Annotated in this window: 20 protein-coding genes; 11 read left to right on the forward strand and 9 right to left on the reverse strand. The window is 72.8% G+C overall.

Going from position 1 to position 23,876, the window contains the following annotated elements:
* The 3 genes from LE181_RS26340 to LE181_RS26350 form a co-directional block, all read right to left on the reverse strand.
* The coding region (locus LE181_RS26340; protein ID WP_225663996.1) for an NADH-quinone oxidoreductase subunit C at positions 1-919 on the reverse strand (919 nt) is incomplete at its 3' end.
* The gene (locus LE181_RS26345) at positions 916-1,554 is read right to left on the reverse strand and encodes an NADH-quinone oxidoreductase subunit B (RefSeq protein ID WP_308103429.1); all 639 of its coding nucleotides are present in this window, start codon (positions 1,552-1,554) and stop codon (positions 916-918) included. The genes LE181_RS26340 and LE181_RS26345, both read right to left, overlap by 4 nt.
* A complete protein-coding gene (locus tag LE181_RS26350) occupies positions 1,524-1,940 on the reverse strand; it encodes an NADH-quinone oxidoreductase subunit A (RefSeq protein WP_225663997.1) in 417 nt (138 codons plus the stop codon). Before LE181_RS26350 ends, LE181_RS26345 begins: the two co-directional genes overlap by 31 nt.
* 172 nt (positions 1,941-2,112) lie before the next feature.
* Here LE181_RS26350 and LE181_RS26355 point away from each other — a divergent pair, with 172 nt between their 5' ends.
* The 8 genes from LE181_RS26355 (at position 2,113) to LE181_RS26390 (ending at position 13,756) form a co-directional block, all read left to right on the forward strand.
* Positions 2,113-3,324: a sensor histidine kinase gene (locus tag LE181_RS26355; protein WP_225663998.1), complete on the forward strand. Its 1,212-nt coding sequence runs from the start codon at positions 2,113-2,115 to the stop codon at positions 3,322-3,324.
* A gap of 211 nt (positions 3,325-3,535) precedes the next feature.
* Complete coding sequence (locus LE181_RS26360) at positions 3,536-4,888, forward strand: sensor histidine kinase (protein ID WP_225663999.1); 1,353 nt, start codon at positions 3,536-3,538, stop codon at positions 4,886-4,888.
* 259 nt (positions 4,889-5,147) lie between these two features.
* On the forward strand, positions 5,148-5,807 hold the full coding sequence (locus LE181_RS26365; protein WP_308103435.1) for a LuxR C-terminal-related transcriptional regulator: 660 nt from the start codon (positions 5,148-5,150) through the stop codon (positions 5,805-5,807).
* A 272-nt stretch (positions 5,808-6,079) separates the two neighbouring features.
* Entirely contained in the window at positions 6,080-8,026 is a 1,947-nt protein-coding gene (locus tag LE181_RS26370; protein WP_225664000.1) for a 2-oxoacid:acceptor oxidoreductase subunit alpha, read from the forward strand.
* Complete coding sequence (locus LE181_RS26375) at positions 8,019-9,092, forward strand: 2-oxoacid:ferredoxin oxidoreductase subunit beta (RefSeq protein WP_225664001.1); 1,074 nt, start codon at positions 8,019-8,021, stop codon at positions 9,090-9,092. Before LE181_RS26370 ends, LE181_RS26375 begins: the two co-directional genes overlap by 8 nt.
* Positions 9,093-9,183: 91 nt before the next feature.
* The gene (locus tag LE181_RS26380; protein ID WP_225664002.1) at positions 9,184-11,193 is read left to right on the forward strand and encodes an APC family permease; all 2,010 of its coding nucleotides are present in this window, start codon (positions 9,184-9,186) and stop codon (positions 11,191-11,193) included.
* 91 nt (positions 11,194-11,284) lie between these two features.
* Positions 11,285-12,277 carry an EamA family transporter RarD gene (gene rarD, locus LE181_RS26385; protein ID WP_225664003.1) on the forward strand — a complete coding sequence of 331 codons (993 nt, stop codon included), beginning with the start codon at positions 11,285-11,287 and terminating at the stop codon, positions 12,275-12,277.
* A gap of 111 nt (positions 12,278-12,388) precedes the next feature.
* Complete coding sequence (locus LE181_RS26390) at positions 12,389-13,756, forward strand: M28 family metallopeptidase (RefSeq protein ID WP_225664004.1); 1,368 nt, start codon at positions 12,389-12,391, stop codon at positions 13,754-13,756.
* 42 nt (positions 13,757-13,798) lie between these two features.
* On the opposite strand, the gene LE181_RS26395 is transcribed toward LE181_RS26390, so the two are convergent.
* The 6 genes from LE181_RS26395 to LE181_RS26420 form a co-directional block, all read right to left on the reverse strand.
* On the reverse strand, positions 13,799-14,689 hold the full coding sequence (locus tag LE181_RS26395) for an ABC transporter permease (RefSeq protein ID WP_225664005.1): 891 nt from the start codon (positions 14,687-14,689) through the stop codon (positions 13,799-13,801).
* Positions 14,676-15,638 carry an ABC transporter ATP-binding protein gene (locus LE181_RS26400; protein ID WP_225664006.1) on the reverse strand — a complete coding sequence of 321 codons (963 nt, stop codon included), beginning with the start codon at positions 15,636-15,638 and terminating at the stop codon, positions 14,676-14,678. Before LE181_RS26400 ends, LE181_RS26395 begins: the two co-directional genes overlap by 14 nt.
* A 28-nt stretch (positions 15,639-15,666) precedes the next feature.
* Positions 15,667-16,962 (reverse strand): LolA family protein, encoded by a 1,296-nt coding sequence (locus tag LE181_RS26405; RefSeq protein ID WP_225664007.1) that lies wholly within the window; start codon positions 16,960-16,962, stop codon positions 15,667-15,669.
* Between the two features lie 259 nt (positions 16,963-17,221).
* On the reverse strand, positions 17,222-18,232 hold the full coding sequence (locus LE181_RS26410; protein ID WP_225664008.1) for a polyprenyl synthetase family protein: 1,011 nt from the start codon (positions 18,230-18,232) through the stop codon (positions 17,222-17,224).
* Between the two features lie 204 nt (positions 18,233-18,436).
* The gene (locus LE181_RS26415; protein WP_225664009.1) at positions 18,437-19,642 is read right to left on the reverse strand and encodes an FAD-dependent oxidoreductase; all 1,206 of its coding nucleotides are present in this window, start codon (positions 19,640-19,642) and stop codon (positions 18,437-18,439) included.
* A gap of 148 nt (positions 19,643-19,790) precedes the next feature.
* Positions 19,791-21,008 (reverse strand): carboxylate--amine ligase, encoded by a 1,218-nt coding sequence (locus LE181_RS26420; protein WP_263869444.1) that lies wholly within the window; start codon positions 21,006-21,008, stop codon positions 19,791-19,793.
* Positions 21,009-21,324: 316 nt separating this feature from the next.
* Between LE181_RS26420 and fahA the strand changes: the two genes are divergently transcribed.
* The 3 genes from fahA to LE181_RS26435 all read left to right on the forward strand — a co-directional run bounded on the left by fahA (position 21,325) and on the right by LE181_RS26435 (position 23,819).
* On the forward strand, positions 21,325-22,518 hold the full coding sequence (fahA, locus tag LE181_RS26425; protein WP_225664011.1) for a fumarylacetoacetase: 1,194 nt from the start codon (positions 21,325-21,327) through the stop codon (positions 22,516-22,518).
* Positions 22,515-23,234 (forward strand): GOLPH3/VPS74 family protein, encoded by a 720-nt coding sequence (locus LE181_RS26430; RefSeq protein WP_225664012.1) that lies wholly within the window; start codon positions 22,515-22,517, stop codon positions 23,232-23,234. Before fahA ends, LE181_RS26430 begins: the two co-directional genes overlap by 4 nt.
* Before the next feature lie 63 nt (positions 23,235-23,297).
* Positions 23,298-23,819, forward strand: a complete 522-nt coding sequence (locus LE181_RS26435) for a hypothetical protein (protein WP_225664013.1) — start codon at positions 23,298-23,300, stop codon at positions 23,817-23,819.
* Positions 23,820-23,876 lie beyond the last annotated feature (57 nt).

Here is a 23,876-nt window from a genome sequence, read left to right on the forward strand (position 1 = left end):
TCGCCGAGCCGTCCGCGGCACTGCGCGTGCGGCGCGGTGCCGGAGCGGCGGCCTCTGCCTGGCTCGCGGAGCCGTCCGCCGCGCTGCGCGTGCGGCGCGGCACTGCCTCCGCCCCGGCCTGGCTCGCCGAGCCGTCCGCCGCGGTGCGGGTGCGGCGCGGTGCCGCCTCGGGCTGGCTTGCCGAGCCCTCGGTCGTGGTGCGGGTGCGGCGTGGTGCCGCCCCCGGGGTGCCTTCCGTGGTGCGGCGGGGGGTGCGGGCCGGGCGGGTCGGGGCCGGGGGGAGCTGGCCCTTGAGGGGGCCCCATTCGTTCGGGTCCGGGACTCCCGGCGGGAGCATCTGGCGGCGCTTGGGGCCGCCCTCCGCCGACTCGCCGGGCTCCTTCGCCCCCGGCCACGCCTTGACCACGCGCGCCGCCAGGACGAAGTCCTTGCGCAGCGGGTGGCCCTCGAAGCCCTCGGGCAGCAGCAGCGGCACCAGGTGCGGGTGGCCGGGGAAGTCGATGCCGAACATCTCGTGCGTCTCGCGTTCGTGCCATGCCGCACCGGCGTACACGCCGACAGCCGTGGCCAGCGCGGGAGCCTCGTGCGGCACGGTGGTGCGCAGCAGCAGGCGGCGGGTGGCCGCGGCGCCTTCGCCGCCCGGCAGCGCCGCGACGTGGGCGCACACGCGGAAGCCCGTACCGGGCTCGTCGACGGCGCTCAGCCAGTCGAAGAAGGTGCAGCCCAGCCGGTCCCGCGCCGTTTCGAGCGCGGCGATCCACCGCTCGGCCGGGACGTCGACGGTGAGCAGCCCGTACGCCTCCTCGGCGGTGGCGCCCTCGCCGAACAGGTCCGTGGCCGTGCCCGGCAGCCAGGCCACCACGGCCTCAGCAGGCTCCACCGGCTCCGCCGGCTGCGTCGGCTCCGTCGGCTCGCTCATCGCTCCGTCTCCCCGGAGTCCGGCGCCGCGCCCGGGGCCGGCGGGGGGCTCACCAGGCCGCTGCGGAGCTCCGCGGCGGAGGCCCGGCCGCCGCCGGCGGAGCCGTAGCGCTCGCCCAGCGACTCCCGCGCGATCTTCTCCTGCAGCTTGATGATGCCCTGCAGCAGCGCCTCGGGGCGCGGCGGGCAGCCCGGTACGTACACGTCCACCGGGATGATCTGGTCGACGCCCTTGGTGACGGAGTACGAGTCCCAGTAGGGGCCGCCGCAGTTCGAGCAGGCACCGAAAGAGATCACGTACTTCGGCTCGGGCATCTGCTCGTAGAGCCGCTTCACGGCCGGGGCCATCTTGTCCGTCACCGTGCCGGAGACGATCATGAGGTCGGCCTGGCGCGGGCCCGGTGCGAAGGGGATGACGCCGAGCCGGATGAAGTCGTGGCGCGCCATCGACGCGGCGATGAACTCGATCGCGCAGCAGGCGAGCCCGAAGTTGAAGACCCACAGGCTGTAGCGGCGGCCCCAGTTCAGGACCACCTTCATGGGCTCGGGGGCCAGGCGGGCCAGCGGCCCCAGACGGCGGGGCTCGGGGAGGTCCACGGCGGGTGTCACGTCCACTCCAGGACGCCCTTCTTCCATGCGTACAACAGGCCCACGGCGAGGAAGCCGAGGAAGACGAACATCTCCACCAGCGTCGCTCCGCCGAAGCCCGGCGCGGCGAACACCGTCGCCCAGGGGAACAGGAAGATCGAGTCCACTGCGAAGATCACGTAGAGGAAGGCGTAGACGTAGTACCGCACCTGGGTGTGCGCCCAGCCCTCGCCGACGGGGTCGACGCCGCACTCGTACGTGAGCAGCTTCTCGGGCGTCGGCACCACCGGTCGCAGCAGCCGTGCGGCCCCGAAGGCCACGGCGACGAAGAGCACGCCGACGACGGCGAGCAGTCCGACCACCGCATAGCTGTGGAAGTGGTCCGCCGCGAGCTGGACATCGGCGCTCCTGGTGCGCACGGTCGCCTCCGGCACGTCCGCCCCTCGCTCCCTGTCCTGTTTGTTCGACGATCTGTACGCACGCGAGTCTAGGCCCTGCCGGGCCGAGGGTGAGCAGCGCTGCCATGCCGGAGGTGGGGTTATCCCTACACGTGCGCACCTATCGTCCCCATGGCGGCGGCCGGTCCGGGCCGGGCAGGCTTGGCCCATGACCGCCCAGACCGCGACCAGCGGAATCTCCACCGAAGCCGGCCCCGAGAACGACGACCGGCTGCCTCCCGTCCGCTTCGCCTTCGGCCGCGGGACGTGGAAGGAGGTCGCGCACCTCCTGCTCAACCTGCCCGAGGGGATCATCGGTTTCCTCTATGTCTCCCTCTGGCTGTACGCGGGGGCGGCGCTGTCGATCACGGTGGTGGGGCTGCCGCTGCTGGCGGCCGGCCTGATGGGCGCGCGCGTCCTGGGCGCGCTGGAGCGCCGCCGGGCGCGGGCGCTGCTGGGGCTGCGGGTCGACGAGCCGAGCCGGCTGCCGCGGACCATGCGCCGGGGCGGCGACAGCGGCTTCGGGAGCCGGCTGTGGACGGTGCTGAAGGACCCGGTGGCGTGGCGCAGCACGCTGTACTCGTTCATACGATTGCCATGGGGCGTTCTCACGTTCAGCGTCGTCCTGGTGGCGCTGTTCGTGGGCTGGCCGGTTCTGGGCCACCTCGCGCGGGGGCTGACGAACGTGGACCGGGCGATGGTGCGCGGCCTGCTGTCGCCGTCGAGCGAGCTGGAGCGGCGCATCGCCGAGCTGGAGCAGGACCGCGGGGTGGTCGTGGACACCGCCGCCGCCGACCTGCGCCGCATCGAGCGCGATCTGCACGACGGCGCCCAGGCCCGGCTCGTCGCCCTCGCCATGGGGCTGGGCCTGGCCAAGGAGAAGCTCCTGGAGGACCCGGAGACGGCCGCCAAGATGGTCGACGAGGCGCACGGCGAGGTGAAGCTCGCTCTGCAGGAGCTGCGCGACCTGGCCCGCGGCATCCATCCGGCGATCCTCACCGACCGCGGCCTGGGCGCGGCCCTGTCGTCGGTGGCGGGGCGCTGCACGGTGCCGGTGAAGGTGGCCGTGGACCTGCCGGCCCGCCCGGCGCCCGCGATCGAGGGCATCGCCTACTTCACCGTCTCCGAGCTGCTGCAGAACGTCAGCAAGCACAGCGGGGCCCGTTCGGCCGAGGTCGAGCTGTGGCGGCGTGGGGACCGGCTGCTGATCCAGGTCCGTGACGACGGCAGGGGCGGCGCCTCGACCGCCGGCGGCAGCGGGCTGGCCGGGCTCGCGGAGCGGCTGGGCTCGGTGGACGGGCTGTTCGTCGTGGACTCCCCCGCCGGCGGCCCCACGGTCGTCACGGCGGAGGTGCCGTGGCGGGACCGTACGGCCGGCTGACCGCACCCGGACACCTTCCCGCCGCCACGGCCCGTACCCCGCCCGGACCCCGGCCCGACCCCTGGGGGTGGGGACAACCCCACCCCCAGGACACCGACCCGCCGCATGGTCCGCGGCCGCCCCGCAGAGCAGCCTGGAAGCAGCACAGGGGCAGGGCGCAGAGCCCGCACGGACACCGACCGCACGGACGAAGGACGGCGAGGACGAGGACATGGCGATCGACTACGGAACGCACCGCACGGCCGGGAGGGCGCCCGGGCGCCACCGGGTGCCCGCGCTGCTGCGCGCACCGCTGGAGGCCCGGACCTGGGGCGCGTTCGTCTACCTGATGGTGGGCCTGCCCGTCGGCGTCGTCCTCTTCTCGCTCGTCCTCACCTTCACCACCCTCGGCTTCGGCCTGCTGATCACGTTCCTCGGCGTGCCGGTCCTGGCGGGCACCCTCCTGATGGCGCGCGGGCTGGGCGCCTTCGAGCGGGTCCGGGCCCGCGGGCTGCTGGGCCTCGACGTGGCCGGCCCGGGGCCCGTGCGCCCGGCGCGGCGCGGCGGCCGGGGCGCGGAGGGCGGGGCGCTGAGCTGGATGATGGCGGTCCTCAAGGACGGTGCGTCCTGGCGCCACGTGATCTACGCGCTGGTCCAGCTGCCGTGGTCGGTCTTCGCCTTCACGGCGGCGTTCACGATGACGGCCGTGAGCTGGCTGCTGTTCCTCTACCCGGCGTACGAGTGGATCTACCCGACGTACACGGACCAGCCGGGCATGCAGCTCTACGGGGACTCCGACGGGAAGGCCGTCTACCTCGACAACCCCTTCGAGATCGGGGCCGCCGGCGCCGTCGGCCTGGTCCTGGTCCTCCTCACGCCGTGGGTCGTGCGCGGCCTGGCGCAGGTGAGCGGGCTGATGGTGACGGGGCTGCTCGGGCCGTCGCGGCTGACGGCGCGCGTGCGGGAGCTGGAGGAGGACCGCGGCGTGGTCGTGGACACCGCCGCCGCCGACCTGCGCCGCATCGAGCGGGAGCTGCACGACGGCGCCCAGGCCCGGCTGTCCGCGCTCGCCGTCGACCTCGGCGTGGCGAAGGAGAAGGTGCTGCAGGACCCGCAGGGCGCGGCGCGGATGGTCGACGACGCGCACGGCGAGGTGAAGCTCGCGCTCAAGGAGCTGCGCGACCTGGCCCGCGGCATCCACCCCGCGATCCTCACCGACCGCGGCCTCGGCCCGGCGCTGTCGGCACTGGCCGCCCGTTCCGGCGTGCCGGTGGCGGCCGAGGTGGACCTGCCGGCCCGCCCGGCGCCCGCGATCGAGGGCATCGCCTACTTCACCGTCTCCGAGCTGCTGCGGAACATCGGCAGGCACAGCGGGGCCCGGTCCGCCCGGGTGGACGTGTGGCGCTCGGGCGGCCGGCTGATGATCCAGGTGTGGGACGACGGCCGCGGCGGCGCGTCGGCCGCCGGCGGCAGCGGGCTGGCCGGGCTCGCGGAGCGGCTGGACGCGGTCGACGGCCTGCTGATCGTCGACTCCCCGGCCGGCGGCCCGACGACCGTCACGGCGGAGCTGCCCTGGCGCGGCTGACCCGGGGCCGACCCGGCGCGGCCGCCGGGAGCCGCCCCACCGCGGCCGGCCCCGGCCGCACCTCCCGCCTCCCCGTCGCGCGCCTCCTGGCCCCCGCCCCGCGCGCGGCCGCCCCGGCCCCTTGCCACCACACCCCCCTTCCGGCTCCGGAGCTCACCGCTCCGGGGCCGGAACTGCGATGCTGGGGCGGGTCCGTGCGCGGTGCGCGGGCCGTACCGGTGTGTTCTGGGGGCAGTGGATCGTGATGGTGGAGGACAGCGTGCGGGTGGTCATCGCCGAGGACTCGGTCCTGCTGAGGGAGGGCCTCACCCGGCTGCTGACCGACCGGGGGCACGACGTCGTGGCGGGCGTCGGCGACGCCGACGCCCTGATCAAGTCCATCACGGAGCTCGCCGAGGAGGGCGCGCTGCCGGACGTCGTGGTCGCGGACGTGCGGATGCCCCCGACCCACACCGACGAGGGCGTGCGGGCGGCCGTCCAGCTGCGCCGGGACCACCCGCAGCTGGGGGTGCTGGTGCTCTCGCAGTACGTGGAGGAGCAGTACGCCACCGAGCTGCTGGCCGGCAGCAGCCGGGGCGTGGGCTACCTGCTCAAGGACCGGGTCGCCGACGTGCGCGAGTTCGCGGACGCGGTGGTGCGGGTCGCCCGCGGCGGCACCGCGCTGGACCCGGAGGTCGTCGCCCAGCTGCTGGGCCGCAGCCGCAAGCAGGACGTGCTGGCCGGGCTCACCCCGCGCGAACGCGAGGTCCTCGGTCTGATGGCCGAGGGGCGGACCAACTCCGCCATCGCCAAGCAGCTGGTCGTGAGCGACGGCGCGGTGGAGAAGCACGTCAGCAACATCTTCCTGAAGCTGGGGCTGTCGCCGAGCGAGGGCGACCACCGGCGGGTCCTGGCCGTGCTGACCTACCTGCGTTCGTAGGGCCGGGACGGCCGCGTTCCTGACACGGCATCACCTGGCCGTGCGGCAGGCCCTAGGTCCAAAGGATGAGCAGCCCCTGACAGGAAGCTGCCTTCGAAGTACGGACCACGGGCCTGCCAAACCATGACATTCAGGGGTAGATCCCCGTCACCCGCTGCCGTATATCCAGTGATCCCTCCCGTGAAGGCCGACCTTGCCCACGTACGATGGCCGTGGGAACGCCGGTCGGCGCCACCGAGTGCGCGGCGCCGCCATGAGGGAGGTCCGAAGCAGTGACCAGCAAGGTCAGCAGCCCGGCCGAACAGGCCGATTCCGCGGATCGACGCGGTGAGACCGCACCCGGGGCCGACACCCCGGTCGGCGTCAAGGAAGTGCGCCGGCTCGACCGGGTGATCATCCGGTTCGCCGGTGACTCCGGTGACGGCATGCAACTCACGGGAGACCGCTTTACCTCCGAGACAGCGTCGTTCGGCAACGACCTGTCCACTCTCCCCAACTTCCCCGCCGAGATCCGTGCACCAGCGGGTACCCTCCCGGGCGTCTCGTCCTTCCAGCTGCACTTCGCCGACCACGACATCCTCACGCCGGGCGACGCGCCCAACGTGCTCGTGGCCATGAACCCGGCGGCCCTCAAGGCCAACCTGGGCGACGTGCCGCACGGCGCGGAGATCATCGTCAACACCGACGAGTTCACCAAGCGCCCCATGGCGAAGGTCGGTTACGACAGCAACCCGCTGGAGGACGGCTCCCTGGACGCGTACAACGTCCACCCGGTGCCGCTGACGACGCTGACGATCGAGGCGCTCAAGGAGTTCGGCCTCTCCCGCAAGGAGGCGGAGCGCAGCAAGAACATGTTCGCGCTCGGCCTGCTGTCGTGGATGTACCACCGGCCGACGGAGGGCACCGAGGCGTTCCTGCGGAAGAAGTTCGCGAAGAAGCCGCAGATCGCGGAGGCGAACGTGGCGGCCTTCCGCGCCGGCTGGAACTTCGGCGAGACGACGGAGGACTTCGCGGTCTCCTACGAGGTCGCCCCCGCCACCGCCGCCTTCCCGCCCGGCACCTACCGCAACATCTCGGGCAACCTCGCGCTGTCGTACGGCCTGGTCGCCGCCTCCCACCAGGCCGACCTGCCGCTCTACCTCGGCTCGTACCCGATCACCCCGGCCTCGGACATCCTGCACGAGCTGTCGAAGCACAAGAACTTCGGCGTGCGCACCTTCCAGGCCGAGGACGAGATCGCCGGGATCGGCGCCGCGCTCGGCGCGGCCTTCGGCGGCGCCCTGGCCGTGACGACCACCTCCGGGCCCGGTGTCGCCCTGAAGTCGGAGACCATCGGCCTCGCCGTCTCCCTCGAACTTCCCCTGCTGATCGTCGACATCCAGCGCGGCGGCCCCTCCACCGGCCTGCCCACCAAGACCGAGCAGGCCGACCTGCTGCAGGCGATGTACGGGCGCAACGGCGAGGCCCCCGTGCCGATCGTCGCCCCGCGCACCCCGGCGGACTGCTTCGACGCGGCCCTGGACGCCGCCCGGATCGCACTCACCTACCGCACGCCGGTCTTCCTGCTCAGCGACGGCTACCTCGCCAACGGCTCCGAGCCCTGGCGCGTCCCGGAGGCCGACGAACTGCCCGACCTGCGCGTGCAGTTCGCCTCCGGGCCCAACCACGAGCTCGCCGACGGCACCGAGGTCTTCTGGCCGTACAAGCGCGACCCGCAGACGCTGGCCCGCCCATGGGCCGTGCCGGGCACCCCCGGCCTGGAGCACCGCATCGGCGGCATCGAGAAGCAGGACGGCACGGGCAACATCTCCTACGACCCGGCCAACCACGACTTCATGGTCCGCACCCGCCAGGCCAAGGTCGACGGCGTCGCCGTCCCCGCCCTGGACGTCGACGACCCCTCGGGCGAGGCCCGCACCCTGGTGCTCGGCTGGGGCTCCACCTACGGGCCCATCACGGCCGCCGTGCGGCGCGTGAGGGCCGGCGGCGACCACGTCGCCCAGGCCCACCTGCGCCACCTCAACCCCTTCCCCGCCAACCTCGGGGAGGTCCTGCGGCGTTACGACACCGTGGTCGTACCGGAGATGAACCTCGGCCAGCTCGCCACCCTGCTGCGGGCGAAGTACCTGATCGACATCCGCTCCCACACCCAGGTGAGCGGAATGCCGTTCAAGGCCGAGCAGCTCGCAGATGTGCTGAAGGAGGCCATCCATGGCTGAGACGACGACCGAGCCGACGATCGAAGCGCTTTCCCTGGTCCCCAAGGCCGAGGCCGTGCAGTCCATGAAGGACTTCAAGTCCGACCAGGAAGTGCGCTGGTGCCCCGGCTGCGGTGACTACGCCATCCTCGCCGCCGTCCAGGGCTTCATGCCCGAACTCGGCCTGGCGAAGGAGAACATCGTCTTCGTCTCCGGCATCGGCTGCTCCTCCCGCTTCCCGTACTACATGAACACCTACGGGATGCACTCCATCCACGGCCGCGCCCCCGCCATCGCCACCGGCCTCGCCTCCTCCCGCCGCGACCTGTCGGTGTGGGTCGTCACCGGTGACGGCGACGCGCTGTCCATCGGCGGCAACCACCTCATCCACGCGCTGCGCCGCAACGTCAACCTCAAGATCCTTCTGTTCAACAACCGGATCTACGGCCTCACCAAGGGCCAGTACAGCCCGACCTCCGAGATCGGCAAGATCACCAAGTCGACGCCGATGGGCTCCCTGGACGCGCCCTTCAACCCCGTGTCGCTGGCCCTCGGCGCCGAGGCGTCCTTCGTGGCCCGCACGGTCGACTCCGACCGCAAGCACCTGACCGAGGTGCTGCGCCAGGCCGCCGCCCACCCGGGGACGGCGCTGGTCGAGATCTACCAGAACTGCAACATCTTCAACGACGGCGCCTTCGACGCCCTCAAGGACAAGCAGCAGGCCCAGGAGGCGGTCATCCGTCTGGAGCACGGACAGCCGGTCCGCTTCGGCGCACAGAGCGAGAAGGGCGTCGTCCGCGACCGGGCCACCGGCGACCTGAAGGTCGTCACGGTCACGGCGGAGAACGAGGCCGACGTCCTGGTCCACGACGCCCACGCCGCGTCCCCGACCACCGCCTTCGCGCTGTCGCGCCTGGCGGACCCCGACACGCTGCACCGCACGCCCATCGGCGTCTTCCGCAGCGTCGACCGGCCGGTGTACGACGCGCAGATGTCCGACCAGCTCGAAGCCGCGATCGAGCAGAAGGGCAAGGGCGACCTGGCCGCCCTGCTGGCCGGCAACGACACCTGGACGGTCGTCGGCTGACCTCCCCGGCACCAGCGCCGGACGGGCTGCATCCGCGGCCCGTCCGGGGCGTCTGACGGGCCCGTGGCCGGGCACCCGGTCTCATATGGTCATGCCCGCCAGCGATGCCGCCACCGCCCCCGAGCCCGTCGTCCGCGACCGGCTCGCCTACCGCGTCAAACGGCGCCTCCTGGGCCCACCGCTGGTCACCGAGCAGCTCGCCCGGGAGAAGCTCTCCAACCCGATGGCGCTCGGCGTCCTCGCCTCCGACTGCATCTCCTCCACCGCGTACGGCAGCGAGGAGATGCTGCGCATCCTCGTACCCGTCGCCGGAGTGGCCGCGTTCACCCTGCTGATGCCGGTGACCGGGGCGATCCTGTTCGTCCTGCTGCTCCTGACGCTCTCCTACCGCGACGTCGTCTCCGTCTACACGCGCGCCGGCGGCTCGTACGTCGTCGCCCGCGAGAACTTCGGGCCGCGCGTCGCGCAGATCGCGGCGGTGGCCCTGCTCGTCGACTACATCGTCACGGTCGCCGTGCAGACCGCCGCCGGCACCGACGCGCTGATCTCCCTCGCCCACCTCACCGGCAAGGGCTACACCGGCATCGACCACCTCAAGCTGCCCATCACCGCCGGCGTCGTGCTGCTGCTGGCGTACGGGAACCTGCGCGGGGTCCGGGAGGCGGGGCGGACCTTCGCCGCCCCCGCGTACCTCTTCATGCTCGCGGTCGGCCTGATACTGGCCGTCGGCCTCGCCCGGGCGCTGGACGGCGGCCTGCCGCACGCGGACGTGCACGCACCCGGGGCGGTCCCCCTGGGCTCGCCGGGCACGGGATGGCTGTACGGGGTCTCACTGTTCATGGTGCTGCGCGCCTTCGCCAACGGCGGCTCCTCGCTGACCGGCCTGGAGGCGATCTCCAACAGCGTCTCCGCGTTCCGCCGCCCGCAGGGCGTCAACGCCCGCCGCACCCTGACCGTCATGAGCTGCGTCCTGGGCGTCATGGTGCTCGGCGTCTCCACGCTCGCCCACTACACGCACGCCATCCCCTACGAGGACGGCAACCCCACCGTCATCGCCCAGGAGGCCCACCTGGTCTTCGGCGACGGCTGGCCGGGCACGGCGGGCCTGGTGTACGTCCAGCTCGCCACGGCGCTCATCCTCTACACGGGCGCCAACACGCCCTTCACCGGCTTCCCCTTCCTGGCCAGCTTCGTCGCGGAGGACCGCTTCCTGCCCCGGCAGCTGATGCGCCGCGGCCACCGGCTCGCCTTCTCCAACGGCATCATCTGCCTCACGGTCGTCTCGCTGGCGCTGCTGCTCGTGACGCGCGCCAACGTCGACAAGCTCGTCGCGCTGTACGCCATCGGCGTCTTCACCGGCTTCACCATGGCGGCCGCCGGGATGGCGGCGCACTACTGGCGGCGCCGCGAGAGCCACTGGAGGACCGCGGTGAACCTCGTCGCGGCCGTGGTCTCGGCGCTGGTGGTCGTCGTCTTCGCCATCACGAAGTTCACGGAGGGCGCCTGGCTGGTCGTGGTGGTCTTCCCGCTCGGCGTGTGGGCGCTGATCCGCATCAACCGTGAGTACCGCGAGGAGGCCGCCGCGCTGGAGAACGTGCCCCCCTACACCACGGACCGGCCGCACTGGCGGCGGCACGTCGTCCACGTCCTCGTCGACAACCTCGACCTGGCCACGGTCAAGGCGCTGCGCTACGCGCACGAGCTGCGGCCGGACGAGGTGCGGGCCGTGCACGTGGTGACCGACGAGGCCCGGGCGCGGCGCCTGACGGAGCGCTGGGACGCCTCCTCGGGCACGACCGTGCCGCTGGAGCTCGTCGACTGCCCCGACCGGCGGCTGCGGCACGCGGTGGCGGCACTGGCCGCCCGCGCCACGGCCGACGGCACGACCGCCCTGACGCTGCTGATCCCCCGGCGCACGTACGCGTTCCCGCTGGGCAGGCTGCTGCACCGCGACACCGGCGAGCAGATGGCCAAGGCACTCCAGCACGTGCCGAACGTCGCGGTGACGGTGCTGCCGTTCGACGTCTCGGCGGCCGTCGAGCGGCTGCGGGCGGCCGACCGCTCCGGCGGATCGTCGGCGGCCCACGGAACCCTGTCATGACCGTCATGCGATACGCGTATGACACATCCCCGGGTGCGGCGTTACCTTCGCAAGGTCGTCGTGGGCATCGGCGCCCCCTGGGAGGAAACGCGTGGAGCCGCAGAAGTCGAGGAACGAGACCCGCACGGGACTGCTGTGCGGAGTCCTGGCCTATGGGATCTGGGGGCTGTTCCCCCTCTACTGGCCGCTGCTGGAACCGGCGGGCGCGCTGGAGATCCTCGCGCACCGCATGGTGTGGTCGCTGGCAGCCGTCGTGGCCGTCCTGGCGATCACCCGGCGCTGGGCGTGGATACCCCCGCTGCTGCGGCAGCCGCGACGGCTCGCGATGGTCGCCCTGGGGGCGCTGGTCATCTCCGCGAACTGGGGGATCTACATCTGGGCCGTGAACGCCGGACACGTCGTCGAGACGTCCCTGGGGTACTTCATCAACCCCCTCGTCACCATCGGCCTCGGCGTCCTCGTCCTGCGCGAGCGGTTGCGGCCCGCGCAGTGGGCCGCGGTGGCGGTCGGCGTGGCCGCCGTGATCGTCCTGGCCGTCGGCTACGGCAAGCCCCCGTGGATCGCGCTGGCGATCGCGGCCACGTTCAGCACCTACAGCCTCGTCAAGAAGAAGGTCGGGCTGGACGGGCTGGAGTCGATGGCGGCCGAGACGGCGGTGCAGTTCCTGCCCGCGCTCGGCCTGCTGCTCTTCCTCGGCACGCAGGGCGAGTCGACGTTCGCCGCCGAGGGCGTGGGCCACTCCCTGCTCCTCCTGGGCACGGGTGCCATCACCGCGCTGCCGCTGATCTCCTTCGGCGCGGCGGCCGTGCGGCTGCCGCTGTCGGTGATCGGCATGCTGCAGTACCTCGCCCCGGTCTTCCAGTTCGCCCTCGGCCTGGCCGTCTTCCACGAGGCGATGCCCGCCGAGCGGTGGGCGGGCTTCGCGCTCGTCTGGCTGGCGCTGGCGGTGCTGACCTGGGACGCCCTGCGCACGGCCCGTCACGCACGCGCGGAGCTGAAGGCCGCTCAGGAGCGCGCGGCAACTGGTAACACAGAAAACACAATTGCCCCTCAGGCAACGGAAACCACAGCTCAGCACAGCTGACCCCGCGCCCGATATCCGGAAAACGGTGTTCGGTGTCCGAAATCCGCCCTTGACGGGACTTCGGGGGGCCCTCAACATCATGGCCACGTCAAATGGAGTTGGGAGCCCCCCATGCGTGACCTCAACGGACCCACCCTGCCCCGAAGATCGCGACGCACCGCCGCCCTGCTCACCACCGGCGCGGCCGTGACCGCCACCCTGCTCGGCGCCTCCTCGGTACCGGCGAACGCGGCCCCCACCGCCGCGTCCGCCGGCCGCAGCGCCGGCACCGCCGCAGCACCCGACATATCCGTCGCCAACGTCAAGGCGCACCTGGCCCAGCTGCAGTCGATAGCCACCGCCAACGGCGGCAACCGCGCGCACGGCCGCAGCGGTTACAAGGCGTCGATCGACTACGTGAAGGGCAAGCTCGACGCCGCCGGCTTCACCACCACCGTCCAGCAGTTCACCTCGAACGGCGCGACCGGCTACAACCTCATCGCCGACTGGCCGGGCGGCGACGCCGACCACGTCGTGTTCGCCGGGTCGCACCTCGACTCGGTCTCCCGCGGCGCCGGCATCAACGACAACGGCTCCGGCTCGGCGGGCATCCTGGAGGTCGCCCTCACGGTGGCCAAGCAGGGCTACAAGCCCGACAAGCACCTGCGGTTCGCCTGGTGGGGCGCCGAGGAGCTGGGCCTGGTCGGCTCGCAGAACTACGTGCGGCAGCTGCCCGCCACGGAACGCTCGAAGATCGACGCGTACCTGAACTTCGACATGATCGGGTCACCCAACCCCGGCTACTTCGTCTACGACGACGACCCGCAGCTCGAAAAGGTCTTCAAGGACTACTTCGCCGGCAAGAACATCCCCACCGAGATCGAGACCGAGGGCGACGGCCGCTCCGACCACGCGCCCTTCAAGAACGCGGGAGTCCGCGTCGGCGGGCTCTTCAGCGGCGCGGACTACACCAAGACCGCCTCGCAGGCGGCCAAGTGGGGCGGCACGGCGGGACAGCCGTTCGACCGCTGCTACCACTCCTCGTGCGACACCACGGCGAACATCAACGACACGGCGCTGGACAACAACAGCGACGCGATCGCCCACGCCGTCTGGACGCTGAGCGGCGGCGGCTCCACCACCCCGCCCGGCGGCAAGGTCTTCGAGTCCAGGTCGACCGTCGACATCCCCGACGCGGGGGCGGCCGTCGAGTCGCCGGTCACCGTCGGCGGCGTCAGCGGCAACGCGCCCTCGGCGCTCAAGGTCGGCGTCGACATCAGGCACAGCTACCGCGGTGACCTGGTCGTCGACCTCGTCGGGCCGAGCGGGAAGACGTACCGGCTGAAGGACGCGAGCAGCAACGACTCGGCCGCGGACGTCGTCGCGACGTACACCGTCGACGCCTCCGGCGAGAGCGCCGACGGCACCTGGAAGCTGCGCGTCCAGGACGTGGCGGCGCAGGACACCGGCCGGATCAACGGCTGGAAGCTCACCTTCTGACGGCGGCGGGCGCCGGGTGGGCACCGCCCGCCCGGCGCCCGCTCACACCGTGATGTCCTTGGCCGTGAAACGTGCCCACGCCGCCGAGCCGAACACGGCCACGTACAGCGCCTGCAGGCCGAGGTTGCGCAGCAGCTGGTCCCAGTAGACCGGGTCGCGCAGCAGGTCGGCGAAGCTCAGCCAGTAGTGCGGGAAGAGATACGGCTGGACGGCGCTCAGCTGCGGGAACTGGTCGAGGATCTGGACCGTGATCAGCAGCCCGACCGTGGTGGCCATGGCGGCGATGCCGCTGTTGGTGAGGGTGGAGACGAACAGGCCCAGCGCGGCGATGCCCGTCAGCGAGAGCGCCGCCACTCCGGCGATCAGCAGCGTGCGCAGCAGGCCGTCCGTGAACGGGACGGTCGTGCCGCTGATCAGCGTGACCTCGCCGAGCGGGAAGAGCAGCGCCCCCACCGCGAGCGCCGAGGCGGCCACGACGAGCGTGGCGACGCAGCAGAAGGCGACGGTGGCCGCGAACTTGGCGAGCAGCAGCCTCGTCCGCCCGGCGGGGGCGACGAGGAGGTAGCGCAGCGTGCCGGCGCCCGCCTCGCCGGCTATGGAGTCGCCCGCGACGACCCCGATCGCCATCGGCAGGAAGAACGGCAGGGTCGCGGCGAGCGAGGTGAAGACCAGGAAGAGGCCGTTGTTGGTGATCTGACTGATGAAGGCCGGGCCGGAGCCGTCGCCCTGCCCCACGGAACCGCCGTCACCCGTCTCGATCTTCACGGCGATGCCGACCAGCACCGGCACGGCGGCCAGCACGCCCAGCAGGGCGAGCGTGCGCCAGCGCCGGAAGACGGTGCTCACCTCGCTGCGGAAGAGCGAGAGCCCCCACAGCCGCCGGGCCGCCGCCGGGCCGGCTCCATTCAGGCCGGCCGGCTCAGCCCGCGACATCGAAGCCCTCCCCGGTGAGGGCGACGAAGGCGTCCTCCAGCGAGGCCCGTTCGGTACCGAAGGCCCGCACGCGCACCCGGGCGTGCACGAGGGCGGCGTTGAGGTCGGCGAGCTCCACGGCCGGACCGGCGGGGAGCTCGCCGGTGACGCGCTCGTCGTCGACGGTCAGGTCGTTCACTCCGTGCTCCTTGAGGACGCGGACGGCTTCCGCGGTGTCGGGGGTGGTGACGGCGAGCCGGCCCCGGGCGGAGGAGGCCAGCTCGTCGACGGGCCCCTGGGTCAGGAGCCGGCCGTGCGCCATGACGGCGGCGTGCGTGCACACCTGCTCGATCTCGTCGAGCAGGTGGGAGGAGAGGAAGACCGTGGTGCCCTCGGCGGCGAGCCCGCGCACCAGGGCGCGGATCTCGCGCATGCCCTGGGGGTCGAGGCCGTTGGTCGGCTCGTCGAGGACGAGCAGCTCGCGCGGCTGCAGCAGGACGGCCGCCAGGCCGAGGCGCTGCTTCATGCCGAGGGAGTACGCGCGGGCCTTCTTGCCCGCGGCGGAGGTGAGCCCGACCCGCTCCAGGGCGTGGCCCACCCGGGCCGCGCGGGTGCGGGGGTCGGCGGTGGGGTCGGCGGCGTCGAGCCGCACGAGGTTGTCCCGGCCGGAGAGGAAGCCGTAGGGCGCCGGGCCCTCGATGAGGGCCCCGACCCTGGGCAGCACGCTGCGGCCGGCGCGCGGCATGTCCTCGCCGAGCACCCGGGCGGTGCCCGAGGTCGGCTCGATCAGGCCCATGAGCATCCGGATGGTGGTGGTCTTCCCCGAGCCGTTGGGCCCGAGGAAGCCGAAGACGCTTCCCCGGGGCACCACGAGGTCGAGGCCGTCGACCGCGAGCTGCCCGCCACCGTAGCGCTTGGTGAGCGCACGTGTCTCGATCACCGGTCGCCCGGCGACGGCCTGCTCCTCCATCGCGTCCCCCGTACTGCCGTGTGCGCGGCTACTTCGCCGCGTTGGCCGCCTTGACCAGTGCGTCCTTGGAGACGGCGCCGACGAAGACCTTGCCGTCGTCCGTCATCAGGGCGTTGATGACCCGGGTGCTGAAGACCCGGCCGGAACCGAAGTCGCCCGAGACCTTGGAACCGAGGCCGTCCAGCAGCTTGCCGGCGGTGTCGCCGTTCTTCCCGGCGTCCTTGAGCGCGCTGCGGTCCTTGCCGGAGACGATGCCACCGGCCTCCTTGCCCGCGCTGAACTGGGCGATCGAGGCCCAGCCCTCGCCGGTGACCTTGGCCGCCCCGTCGCCGCCGGCGCCCGGCAGGCCCAGCGCGCCCGGCAGGCCGCCCTGCTGGTCGCGGCCGGCGTGCTTGCCGTCCTTGCCGGCCTTGCCGTCCTTGTCCGCGCCCTCCGTCACCTTGGCGCCCTTGGGCGGGGTGAAGGAGAAGGTGCCCGCGCCGGGCTTGCCGAAGTCGACCTTGGTGAAGGCCGCGTCGACGACGGCCTTGCCGCCGCTCTTGGGCGCGAGCGTGAACTTCAGGGGGACGCCGTTCTTCGCGTCGACCGCGATGCGCACCGCACCGACCGTCGACTCGCCCTGCTTGGGCGTGAGGACCAGCTGGTAGGCGTCCCGGCCGGCCACCTTGGCCGTGCCGTCGACGGTGAGGGTCGTGGAGCCGTCGGCCGCCTCGACGACCTTCTTGGCCAGCTCCTGCGGCGACATGCCGCTCAGGTCCTTGGGCGTCCCCGCGGCCTCGCGCTTGCCGTCCGGACCGCGCTGCGGCGCCTTGGAGTGCAGCGCGGTGTTGCCGGCGCTGTCGTAGGCCCAGACGTCGTCGCCGTTGCGTATGACGCTGTACTCGGCGGCGCGCTCGACGAGCGAGACGCGCTGCTTGTCCGGGCCGTCCACGGCCACGCGCAGCGTGTGCGTACCGGAGGCCAGTTCGGTCAGCTTGCTCTCCGGGGAGGCCGCCGTGCCGCCCTTCTTGCCGCCGTGGCCGCCGCCGCTCTCCAGGTTGAGGCCCGACGGCAGCGTCGGCAGACCCAGATCCGTGGTGATCTTGACCGATCCGGACATCTGCTGCGTGTCCGACGCGGCCATCCTGGCTATGAGGTCCTGCGCGCTGATCCTGGGCAGATCCGGGTCGCCGGTGCTCGCGAGCGCCGAGCCTATGCCGATCGTCGCGGCGGCGACGCCGGCCACCGCGACCGGTACCGCGTAGCGGACGGCCTTGCGGCGGCCCCTGGCCTCGCCGCGCCCGTCGGCCGCGTCGGTGCCCGGTGTCGGTTGGATCCGTGCCATGTGCTCTACCTCCGTCGTCGGCGGCGGTCTTTCGCGTCGTGCACTCGCCCACACCTAGGCTCATTGTGGCCCGACCGCTCGGTGGTGGCGCGGGAGTCCGGGATTCCCCCCGGAGAAGACGCATTCCATTCCACCAAAGCGGCACCGCGCCGTCGTCAGCCGACGGGATCAAGTAGCCGTACGCCTCCGGTATGACGCCCCCTAGGGGCGCCTCTACCGGAAGGCGGAGTCGTGCCTGGCCGGGGGCCCTTGGGGCGGCTCAGCCGGCCCGGTGGACCACCGCGTCGCAGAGCTGCTCCAGCGCCGCCTTGGCGGGGCCGTCGGGCAGCGGCGCCAGCGTCGCGCGCGCCTCCTGGGCGTAGCGGACGGTGTCGCGCCGGGCCTGCTCCAGGGCCGGGTGGACCCGCAGCCGGCGCAGCACCTCGGCGAGCAGGTCGTCGTCGGCGAGGTCGCCGTCGAGGAGCTCGCACAACCGGAGGTCCTCGGGCGAGCCGGTGGCGGCCGCGCGGGCCCGCAGGTGCAGGACGGGCAGGGTCGGGATGCCCTCGCGCAGGTCCGTGCCGGGGGTCTTGCCGGACTCGTGGGAGTCGCTGGCGATGTCCAGGACGTCGTCGGCGAGCTGGAAGGCGACGCCGAGCCGCTCCCCGTAGTGGGTGAGGATCTCGACGACCCGCTCGTCGGCGCCGGACATCATCGCGCCGAAGCGCCCCGCGACGGCGATCAGCGAGCCGGTCTTGCCGGCGATGACGTCCAGGTAGTGCTCGATGGGGTCGCGGCCGTCGCGCGGGCCCGCGGTCTCCAGGATCTGGCCGGTGACCAGTCGCTCGAACGCCTCGGCCTGGATGCGCACGGCCTCCGGGCCGAGGTCGGCCAGGATGTGGGAGGCGCGGGCGAAGAGGAAGTCACCCGTCAGGACGGCCAGCGAGTTGCCCCAGCGGGCGTTGGCGCTGGGCACGCCCCGGCGCACCTCGGCCTCGTCCATCACGTCGTCGTGGTACAGCGTGGCCAGGTGGGTGAGCTCGACGACCACGGCCGACGGCACCACACCCGGGGCGTACGGGTCGCCGAACTGCGCGGCGAGCGCGACCAGCAGCGGACGGAACCGCTTGCCCCCGGCCTGCACCAGGTGCTGGGCGGCCTCGGTGATGAAGGGAACGCCGCTCTTGGTGGCCTCCAGGAGACCCTCCTCGACGGCGGCCAATCCGGCCTGGACATCGGCTTCAAGAGCCTGGTCCCGCACGCTCAGCCCAAAAGGCCCGACGACGGTCACGAGGGGTACTCCTGTCTGCCTGCGAACACGGGGATTGTCGATGTGTCGCTGTCTTCACCAAAAGTCAGCGTATCCGGTCGGCTCTCGATCACCGTGGGCGCCGTCCCCTTCCGGCGCCGGCACCGGGGTGCGACCCGGGCCCCCGCACGCGAACGCCGGACGGGCGAATTCGGCCCGTCCGGCGTTTGGGACATTCCGGAACCCCTACAGCTGTGCCACCGCCCGGGCCAGCCGCGGCGAGGCGTACTCGGTGCCGCACACGAACCGCATGACCGGCCCGAAACTGGCGGCCGCCGGCAGCCCCGTGAAGAACAGCCCCGGCACCGAGGAGCGGTAGCCGGCGCCCAGCCGGGGGCCGCCCGCGCTCACCGCGAGCCGGGTGCGCAGCCCGGGCCCGAGGAAGTCCAGGGCCGCCACGTCGACCCGGTAGCCGGTCGCCGCGATGACGTGGTCGGCGCGCAGCTCGTTCTCGGGCCCGTCGGTGTCGCCGGAGAGGGTCAGCACCGGACGCCCGGACTCCACCCGTGCGCGCACGATCCGCTTGCCTTCGGTGACCTGCACCCGGCCGATGAACCGCTCCCGCAGCCACCAGGCACCCAGCGGGCCCAGCACCCGGCGCACCAGGAACGCCCGGGTCGGCGCCGGAAGATGCCGGAAGCCGTCCGCGTGGTACGAGAACGCGTACAGCGACCAGGCCCGGCCGAAGGGGGTGTCCGGCCTCAGCGGCGGCTGCCCGTCCGGCGCCGCCCCGAACCGCACCGCGCCGCGCCGCCGCGCCAGGATCCGCACCCCGCCGGCGCCCGCCTCGGCCAGCAGCACGGCGGTCTCCAGCGCGGACTGCCCCGCACCGACGACGACCACGTCGCGCCCGGCGAAGACCGACAGGTCGCGGTGCTGGGAGCTGTGCGAGACCGGACCGCTCGGCGAGGGCCCGTCCGGCACCGCCGCCGCCAGCTCCGGCGGCAGTTGCGCGAAGCCGCTCAGGCCCGTGGCCACCACCACGGAACGGGCCGCGAACTGCTCCCCCGAGTCGAGCTTCAGCTCGAAGCCGGAGCCCGAGGTGCGCCGCTCGACGGCCACCACGCGCTCGCGCTCCAGCCCGGGCACCAGCCGCTGCTGGAACCACAGCCCGTAGCCGGCGAAGGTCTCGACGGGAATGGCGTCCCAGTCGGACTCGTAGCGCCGCTCCCCCACGTCCTGGCAGTAGTCGAAGAGGGTGTGCCCGGGCTGCGGGGCGTCGATGTTCGAGGCGACGGGGGTGGATTTGAGCAGCATCCCGGCGGGCATGTGCTCCCGCCAGCTCACCATCGGCGAGCCGAAGACGCGCGTGGGCACGTTGCGCGCCTTCAGGTGAGCTGCGGTCGAGAGGCCGTACGGACCGGCCCCGATGACGGCTACGGGAAGTGTCACGGGTCCCCTCCCAGGGCGTTGCCCGGAGCGCGGCCGGGCGACGGTATCAGCGGCTGTACGCGGTGTTCGGTCGGCTGTGCGCGGCGGTGGTTCGGCAGTGGGCGGCGGGTTCGGCGGTACGCGCGTTCGGTCGGCTGCGGTCGGCTGGTCAGTCGGCTTGCTCGGCGACGGCGGCGGCCCGGCGCCGGGAGCGCCACAGCTGCCACAGGTGCCGCACGCCCGGTCGTACGAACCGGGCGAGCATGGTGAAGAACGGCTTCATGTCGTCACGGGCGGCCCAGGCCAGCTCCGTGCCGCTCGCCCGGGCGGGGGCGTGGGGGGTGGTGTAGCCGCTGCGACGGTAGGCGGCGAAGGCGGGCAGGTCGATGTTCTCGACGACGAAGCGGCGGCCCGTGAGCTGCTCGGCCTCCGGGACGGGCCGCCCCGTGAGGTCCAGGTGCTGGGCGCGGACGACGTCGATGCCGGCTTCGTTCTCGAAGAGCCGGAACTGCGCTCCCATCCGGGGGTTGAAGTCCAGGAGCTTGTACCGGCCGTCGCGCCGGTCGAAGCGCCAGTCCAGGTCGATGATCCCGCAGAAGCCGATCTGCTTGATGAACTGTGCGGCCATGGTGGCCAGTTCCGGATTGTCCACGACGTAGGCGTTGGCGGTCATGCCCGCGTGGGGCGGCCAGGAGCGCACCTTCACGCCGGTGAACATCGCGAGCGGGGTGCTCTCCGCGTCGAAGTAGGCGTGCACGATCCAGTCCTCGGCGTCCTCGCGCGGCAGGTACTCCTGCAGGATCACGCCCGGGGACGGACCCCAGCCGCGCGCCAGCTCCAGCAGCTCGCGCGGGCCGCCGATGCGGGTGGTTCCGGCCACCGCCGGGTGCCGGCGCCGCTCGAACGCCTCGCGGTTCTTGGCCACCAGCGGGTACGTGGCGACGGAGGCGTACTTCTCGATCTCCTCGTACGAGGCCGGGAAGAGCGCCGACGGCGAGGGCACACCGTGCTCCGCGCACAGCTCGTGCAGCCCCTGCTTGCTCGCCAGCCGGCGCGGCAGCTGCGCCTCGACGGGCGGGAAGAGGAAGGAGCCGGCGAGCGCACCGGCGTGCTCGGCGATCAGCACGGCCGCCTCCTCGTCCGTGGGGATCAGCACCGCCGGGCGGCCGATCCGCCGTCCGATCCGCAGCAGGCCCGCCACCAGCTCCTCGGGCCGCTCGGTGCCCGTCGTCGGCCACACGAAGCCGGATTGCAGGTAGCGGGAGAGGGCGGCAGGGGTCCATCTGTCCTCGGTGACGGCGTACATCGGGACGCCCAGCCGGCCGAGGCTGCGGATCGCGCCCACCCCGCCGTGGTGCAGGGGATAGTCACCGATCTTCACAATCAACCCTGGAACGGACCGGTCCGCCGCTACGGGCGCGCTCCTGCTCGCCACCAGCACCCCCCTCGGCCACCCAGCCTCAGCGGCCCCCCACTGTGTGTGACCCGACTTAGGACGCTACTTCGGAATCGCTGAGTCCAGCAAGGAGTTACCGGACATTGCCCTCCCTTTGGACTCGCTCGGACACCCCCGGACACCCCTTGCCCAGGAGCGGTCAACACGTAATGTGTGGATCGATCCAACGGGCCCACCGGCCACCCGGTCGTACCCGGCTCCACCAGCCCGTCGGCATGCCCAGGAACAGAAGGCGAGGCAGCGTCCCATGCCCCAGCACAGCCCCCGCGAGCTGGCCGAAGACGACCCCTTCGGCGCGCACACCCTCCCGTACGGCGTCTTCACCACCCCGGACGCGCCCGACCGCCCGCGCATCGGCGTCCGCTACGGCGCGTACGTCCTGGACGCGGCCGCCGCGGCCGCCGCGCACGGCTCCGCCCACGCCGGCCTGCTGGACCAGCCCACCCTCAACCCGCTGATGGCCGCGGGCCGGCCGGTCTGGCAGGAGGTCCGGTCCGAGATCCGCGGCTGGCTGTCGGACGAGGCTCACTTCCACCCGCTCGACCGGGTGACGCTGCACCTGCCGTTCGAGGTCGCCGACTATGTGGACTTCTACGCCAGCGAGCACCACGCCGGAAACGTGGGCCGCATCTTCCGCCCTGATGCCGACGAGCCCCTCACGCCCAACTGGAAGCACCTGCCCATCGGTTACCACGGGCGCGCCGGCACGATCGTCGTCTCGGGCACGGACGTCGTCCGCCCGCAGGGCCAGCGCAAGGCCCCCGCCGACCCGGCACCGTCGTTCGGCCCCTCCCTGCGCCTGGACATCGAGGCCGAGGTCGGCTTCGTCGTCGGCACCCCGGCCCCCGTCAACACCCCGGTGACGCTCGACGCCTTCCGCGAGCACGTGTTCGGCGTCTGCCTGGTCAACGACTGGTCGGCGCGCGACATCCAGGCGTGGGAGTACGTGCCGCTCGGCCCGTTCCTCGGCAAGTCCTTCGCCACCTCCGTCTCGGCGTGGATCACCCCGCTGGACGCCTTCGACGAGGCCCGCACGGCGCCGCCGGAGCGCACCCACCCGCTGCTGCCCTACCTCGACGACTCCGGTGCCGAGCCCGGCGGCATCGACCTGCGCATCGAGGTGCGCGTCAACGGCGAGACCGTCTCCCGGCCGCCCTTCTCCGCCATGTACTGGACGGCCGCCCAGCAGCTCGCCCACATGACCGTCAACGGCGCCTCGCTGCGCACCGGCGACTTCTACGCGTCGGGCACGGTCAGCGGCCCCGAGCCCGACCAGCTGGGCTGCCTGCTCGAACTCACCCAGGGCAAGGGCCCCTACCTGGCCGACGGCGACGAGGTCACCCTCACGGCGTGGGCACCGGGCCCGGACGGCGCCCGCATCGGCCTCGGCGAGGTCACCGGCCGCATCGTCCCGGCGCCGGCGGCGCCACCCGGCTCATGACGGATCCGGGCCTGACGCTGCCGGAGGAGCTCCTGCTGCTCGCGCACGCCCCCGCCGACGGCAAGAAGCTGTGTGCGCCCCGGGACCTGGCCTACGGCCTGGCCGGGGCGGTCCTGGCCGAGCTGGAGCTGCGCGGGTGTGTGCGGGCGAAGGACGGGCGGCCGGTCACCGCCGACCCCGTCCCGCAGGCCGACCCCCGGCTCTCCGTGCCGCTGTGGCGGCTGGGCATGCAGAACGAGCGTCCCCCCAAGACCTCGTACTGGATAGCCACCGAGGCCCGGGACCAGGAACAGTCCTGGGTCATGGGGCTGCTGGAGCGACGCGCCCTCCGGGTGCACCGGCAGCCCGTCGGCAGGGGCCTCGTCCCGTGGCTGTACTACCCCGTGGACGCGGTCGACCTGACCACCCCGGCGCGTGCGGCCTTCGACGCGGCGCTGCGCGCGGGCTTCCCCGACCCGCGCGCCCGCGTGCTGGCCGCGCTGGCGTCGGCCACCGGCATCGCCAAGGCCCTCTACCCGGGCTGGGGCGGACGGCACGACCGCAAGGCGATGCGCCGGCTGCGGCGCGAGCACTGGATCGCCGCCGCCGTGTACCACAAGGTCACGGTCCAGTCCGGCACGTCCAGCAGTGGTGGTGACGGCGGCGGGGGCGGCTGCGGCGGAGGCCACGGCTGCGGAAGCAGCTGCGGGGGCGGTTGCGGCGGGGGCGGCGACTGACCGCTGCTAGCTTGTCGTGTCCAGTTCCAAACCGAGCTGGGCACGACGAAGGAGAGAGCGCACGTGCGCAAGGCAGTACAGATCACGGGGGCGGCGTTCATCGCCGCTGTGCTGATGACCGGTTGCAGCAAGAGCAGCGACGGCGGCGACAAGAAGGCCGACACCAAGCCCACTGCGGACGCCCCGGCGCAGACGCCGGGTGGTGCGGCGAAGCCGGAGACCCCGGCGGACGAGCCGGGCAAGAACAACGTCTCGGCCGCCGACCTCGCGGGCGGCTGGTCCAACGGCGGCAAGCTCGCCGACAAGAGCATGCTGATCCTGACCTTCACCGGGAGCCAGGTCCTGCTCAGCGGCAAGACCGCCTGCTCGGGCACCGTCGTCGACAACGCCCAGCCGGTCACCATCAACATCAAGCACTGCCAGGACGGCAGCACCGACTACGCCACGGGCACCGTCAAGAACTTCAACGGCAAGTCCTTCACGGTGGCCTGGGCCTCCGGCAAGGAGGACAAGATGAGCAAGGCCGTGGGCGGCGACGGCAAGCCCGCCCTGCCCGGCGGCATCCCGGCGAAGCCCAGCAGCTGAACGCTCCGGCATCCGCACCCGCAGGCATGCCGCCGCCCGGTGCCCCTCCACGGGGGC

It is taken from the genome of Streptomyces sichuanensis, assembly GCF_020328095.1.
Lineage (GTDB): Bacteria > Actinomycetota > Actinomycetes > Streptomycetales > Streptomycetaceae > Streptomyces > Streptomyces cinnamoneus.

Bases quoted from the DNA above. Each gene is read 5' to 3' on its own strand.
- LE181_RS26395 (WP_225664005.1), bottom strand. From the start codon at position 14,689: ATGTCGCGGGCTGAGCCGGCCGGCCTGAATGGAGCCGGCCCGGCGGCG.
- LE181_RS26375 (WP_225664001.1), top strand. From the start codon at position 8,019: ATGGCTGAGACGACGACCGAGCCGACGATCGAAGCGCTTTCCCTGGTC.
- LE181_RS26345 (WP_308103429.1), bottom strand. From the start codon at position 1,554: ATGGAAGAAGGGCGTCCTGGAGTGGACGTGACACCCGCCGTGGACCTC.
- fahA (WP_225664011.1), top strand. From the start codon at position 21,325: ATGCCCCAGCACAGCCCCCGCGAGCTGGCCGAAGACGACCCCTTCGGC.
- LE181_RS26405 (WP_225664007.1), bottom strand. From the start codon at position 16,962: ATGGCACGGATCCAACCGACACCGGGCACCGACGCGGCCGACGGGCGC.
- LE181_RS26360 (WP_225663999.1), top strand. From the start codon at position 3,536: ATGGCGATCGACTACGGAACGCACCGCACGGCCGGGAGGGCGCCCGGG.
- LE181_RS26430 (WP_225664012.1), top strand. From the start codon at position 22,515: ATGACGGATCCGGGCCTGACGCTGCCGGAGGAGCTCCTGCTGCTCGCG.
- LE181_RS26355 (WP_225663998.1), top strand. From the start codon at position 2,113: ATGACCGCCCAGACCGCGACCAGCGGAATCTCCACCGAAGCCGGCCCC.
- LE181_RS26400 (WP_225664006.1), bottom strand. From the start codon at position 15,638: ATGGAGGAGCAGGCCGTCGCCGGGCGACCGGTGATCGAGACACGTGCG.
- LE181_RS26390 (WP_225664004.1), top strand. From the start codon at position 12,389: ATGCGTGACCTCAACGGACCCACCCTGCCCCGAAGATCGCGACGCACC.
- LE181_RS26380 (WP_225664002.1), top strand. From the start codon at position 9,184: ATGCCCGCCAGCGATGCCGCCACCGCCCCCGAGCCCGTCGTCCGCGAC.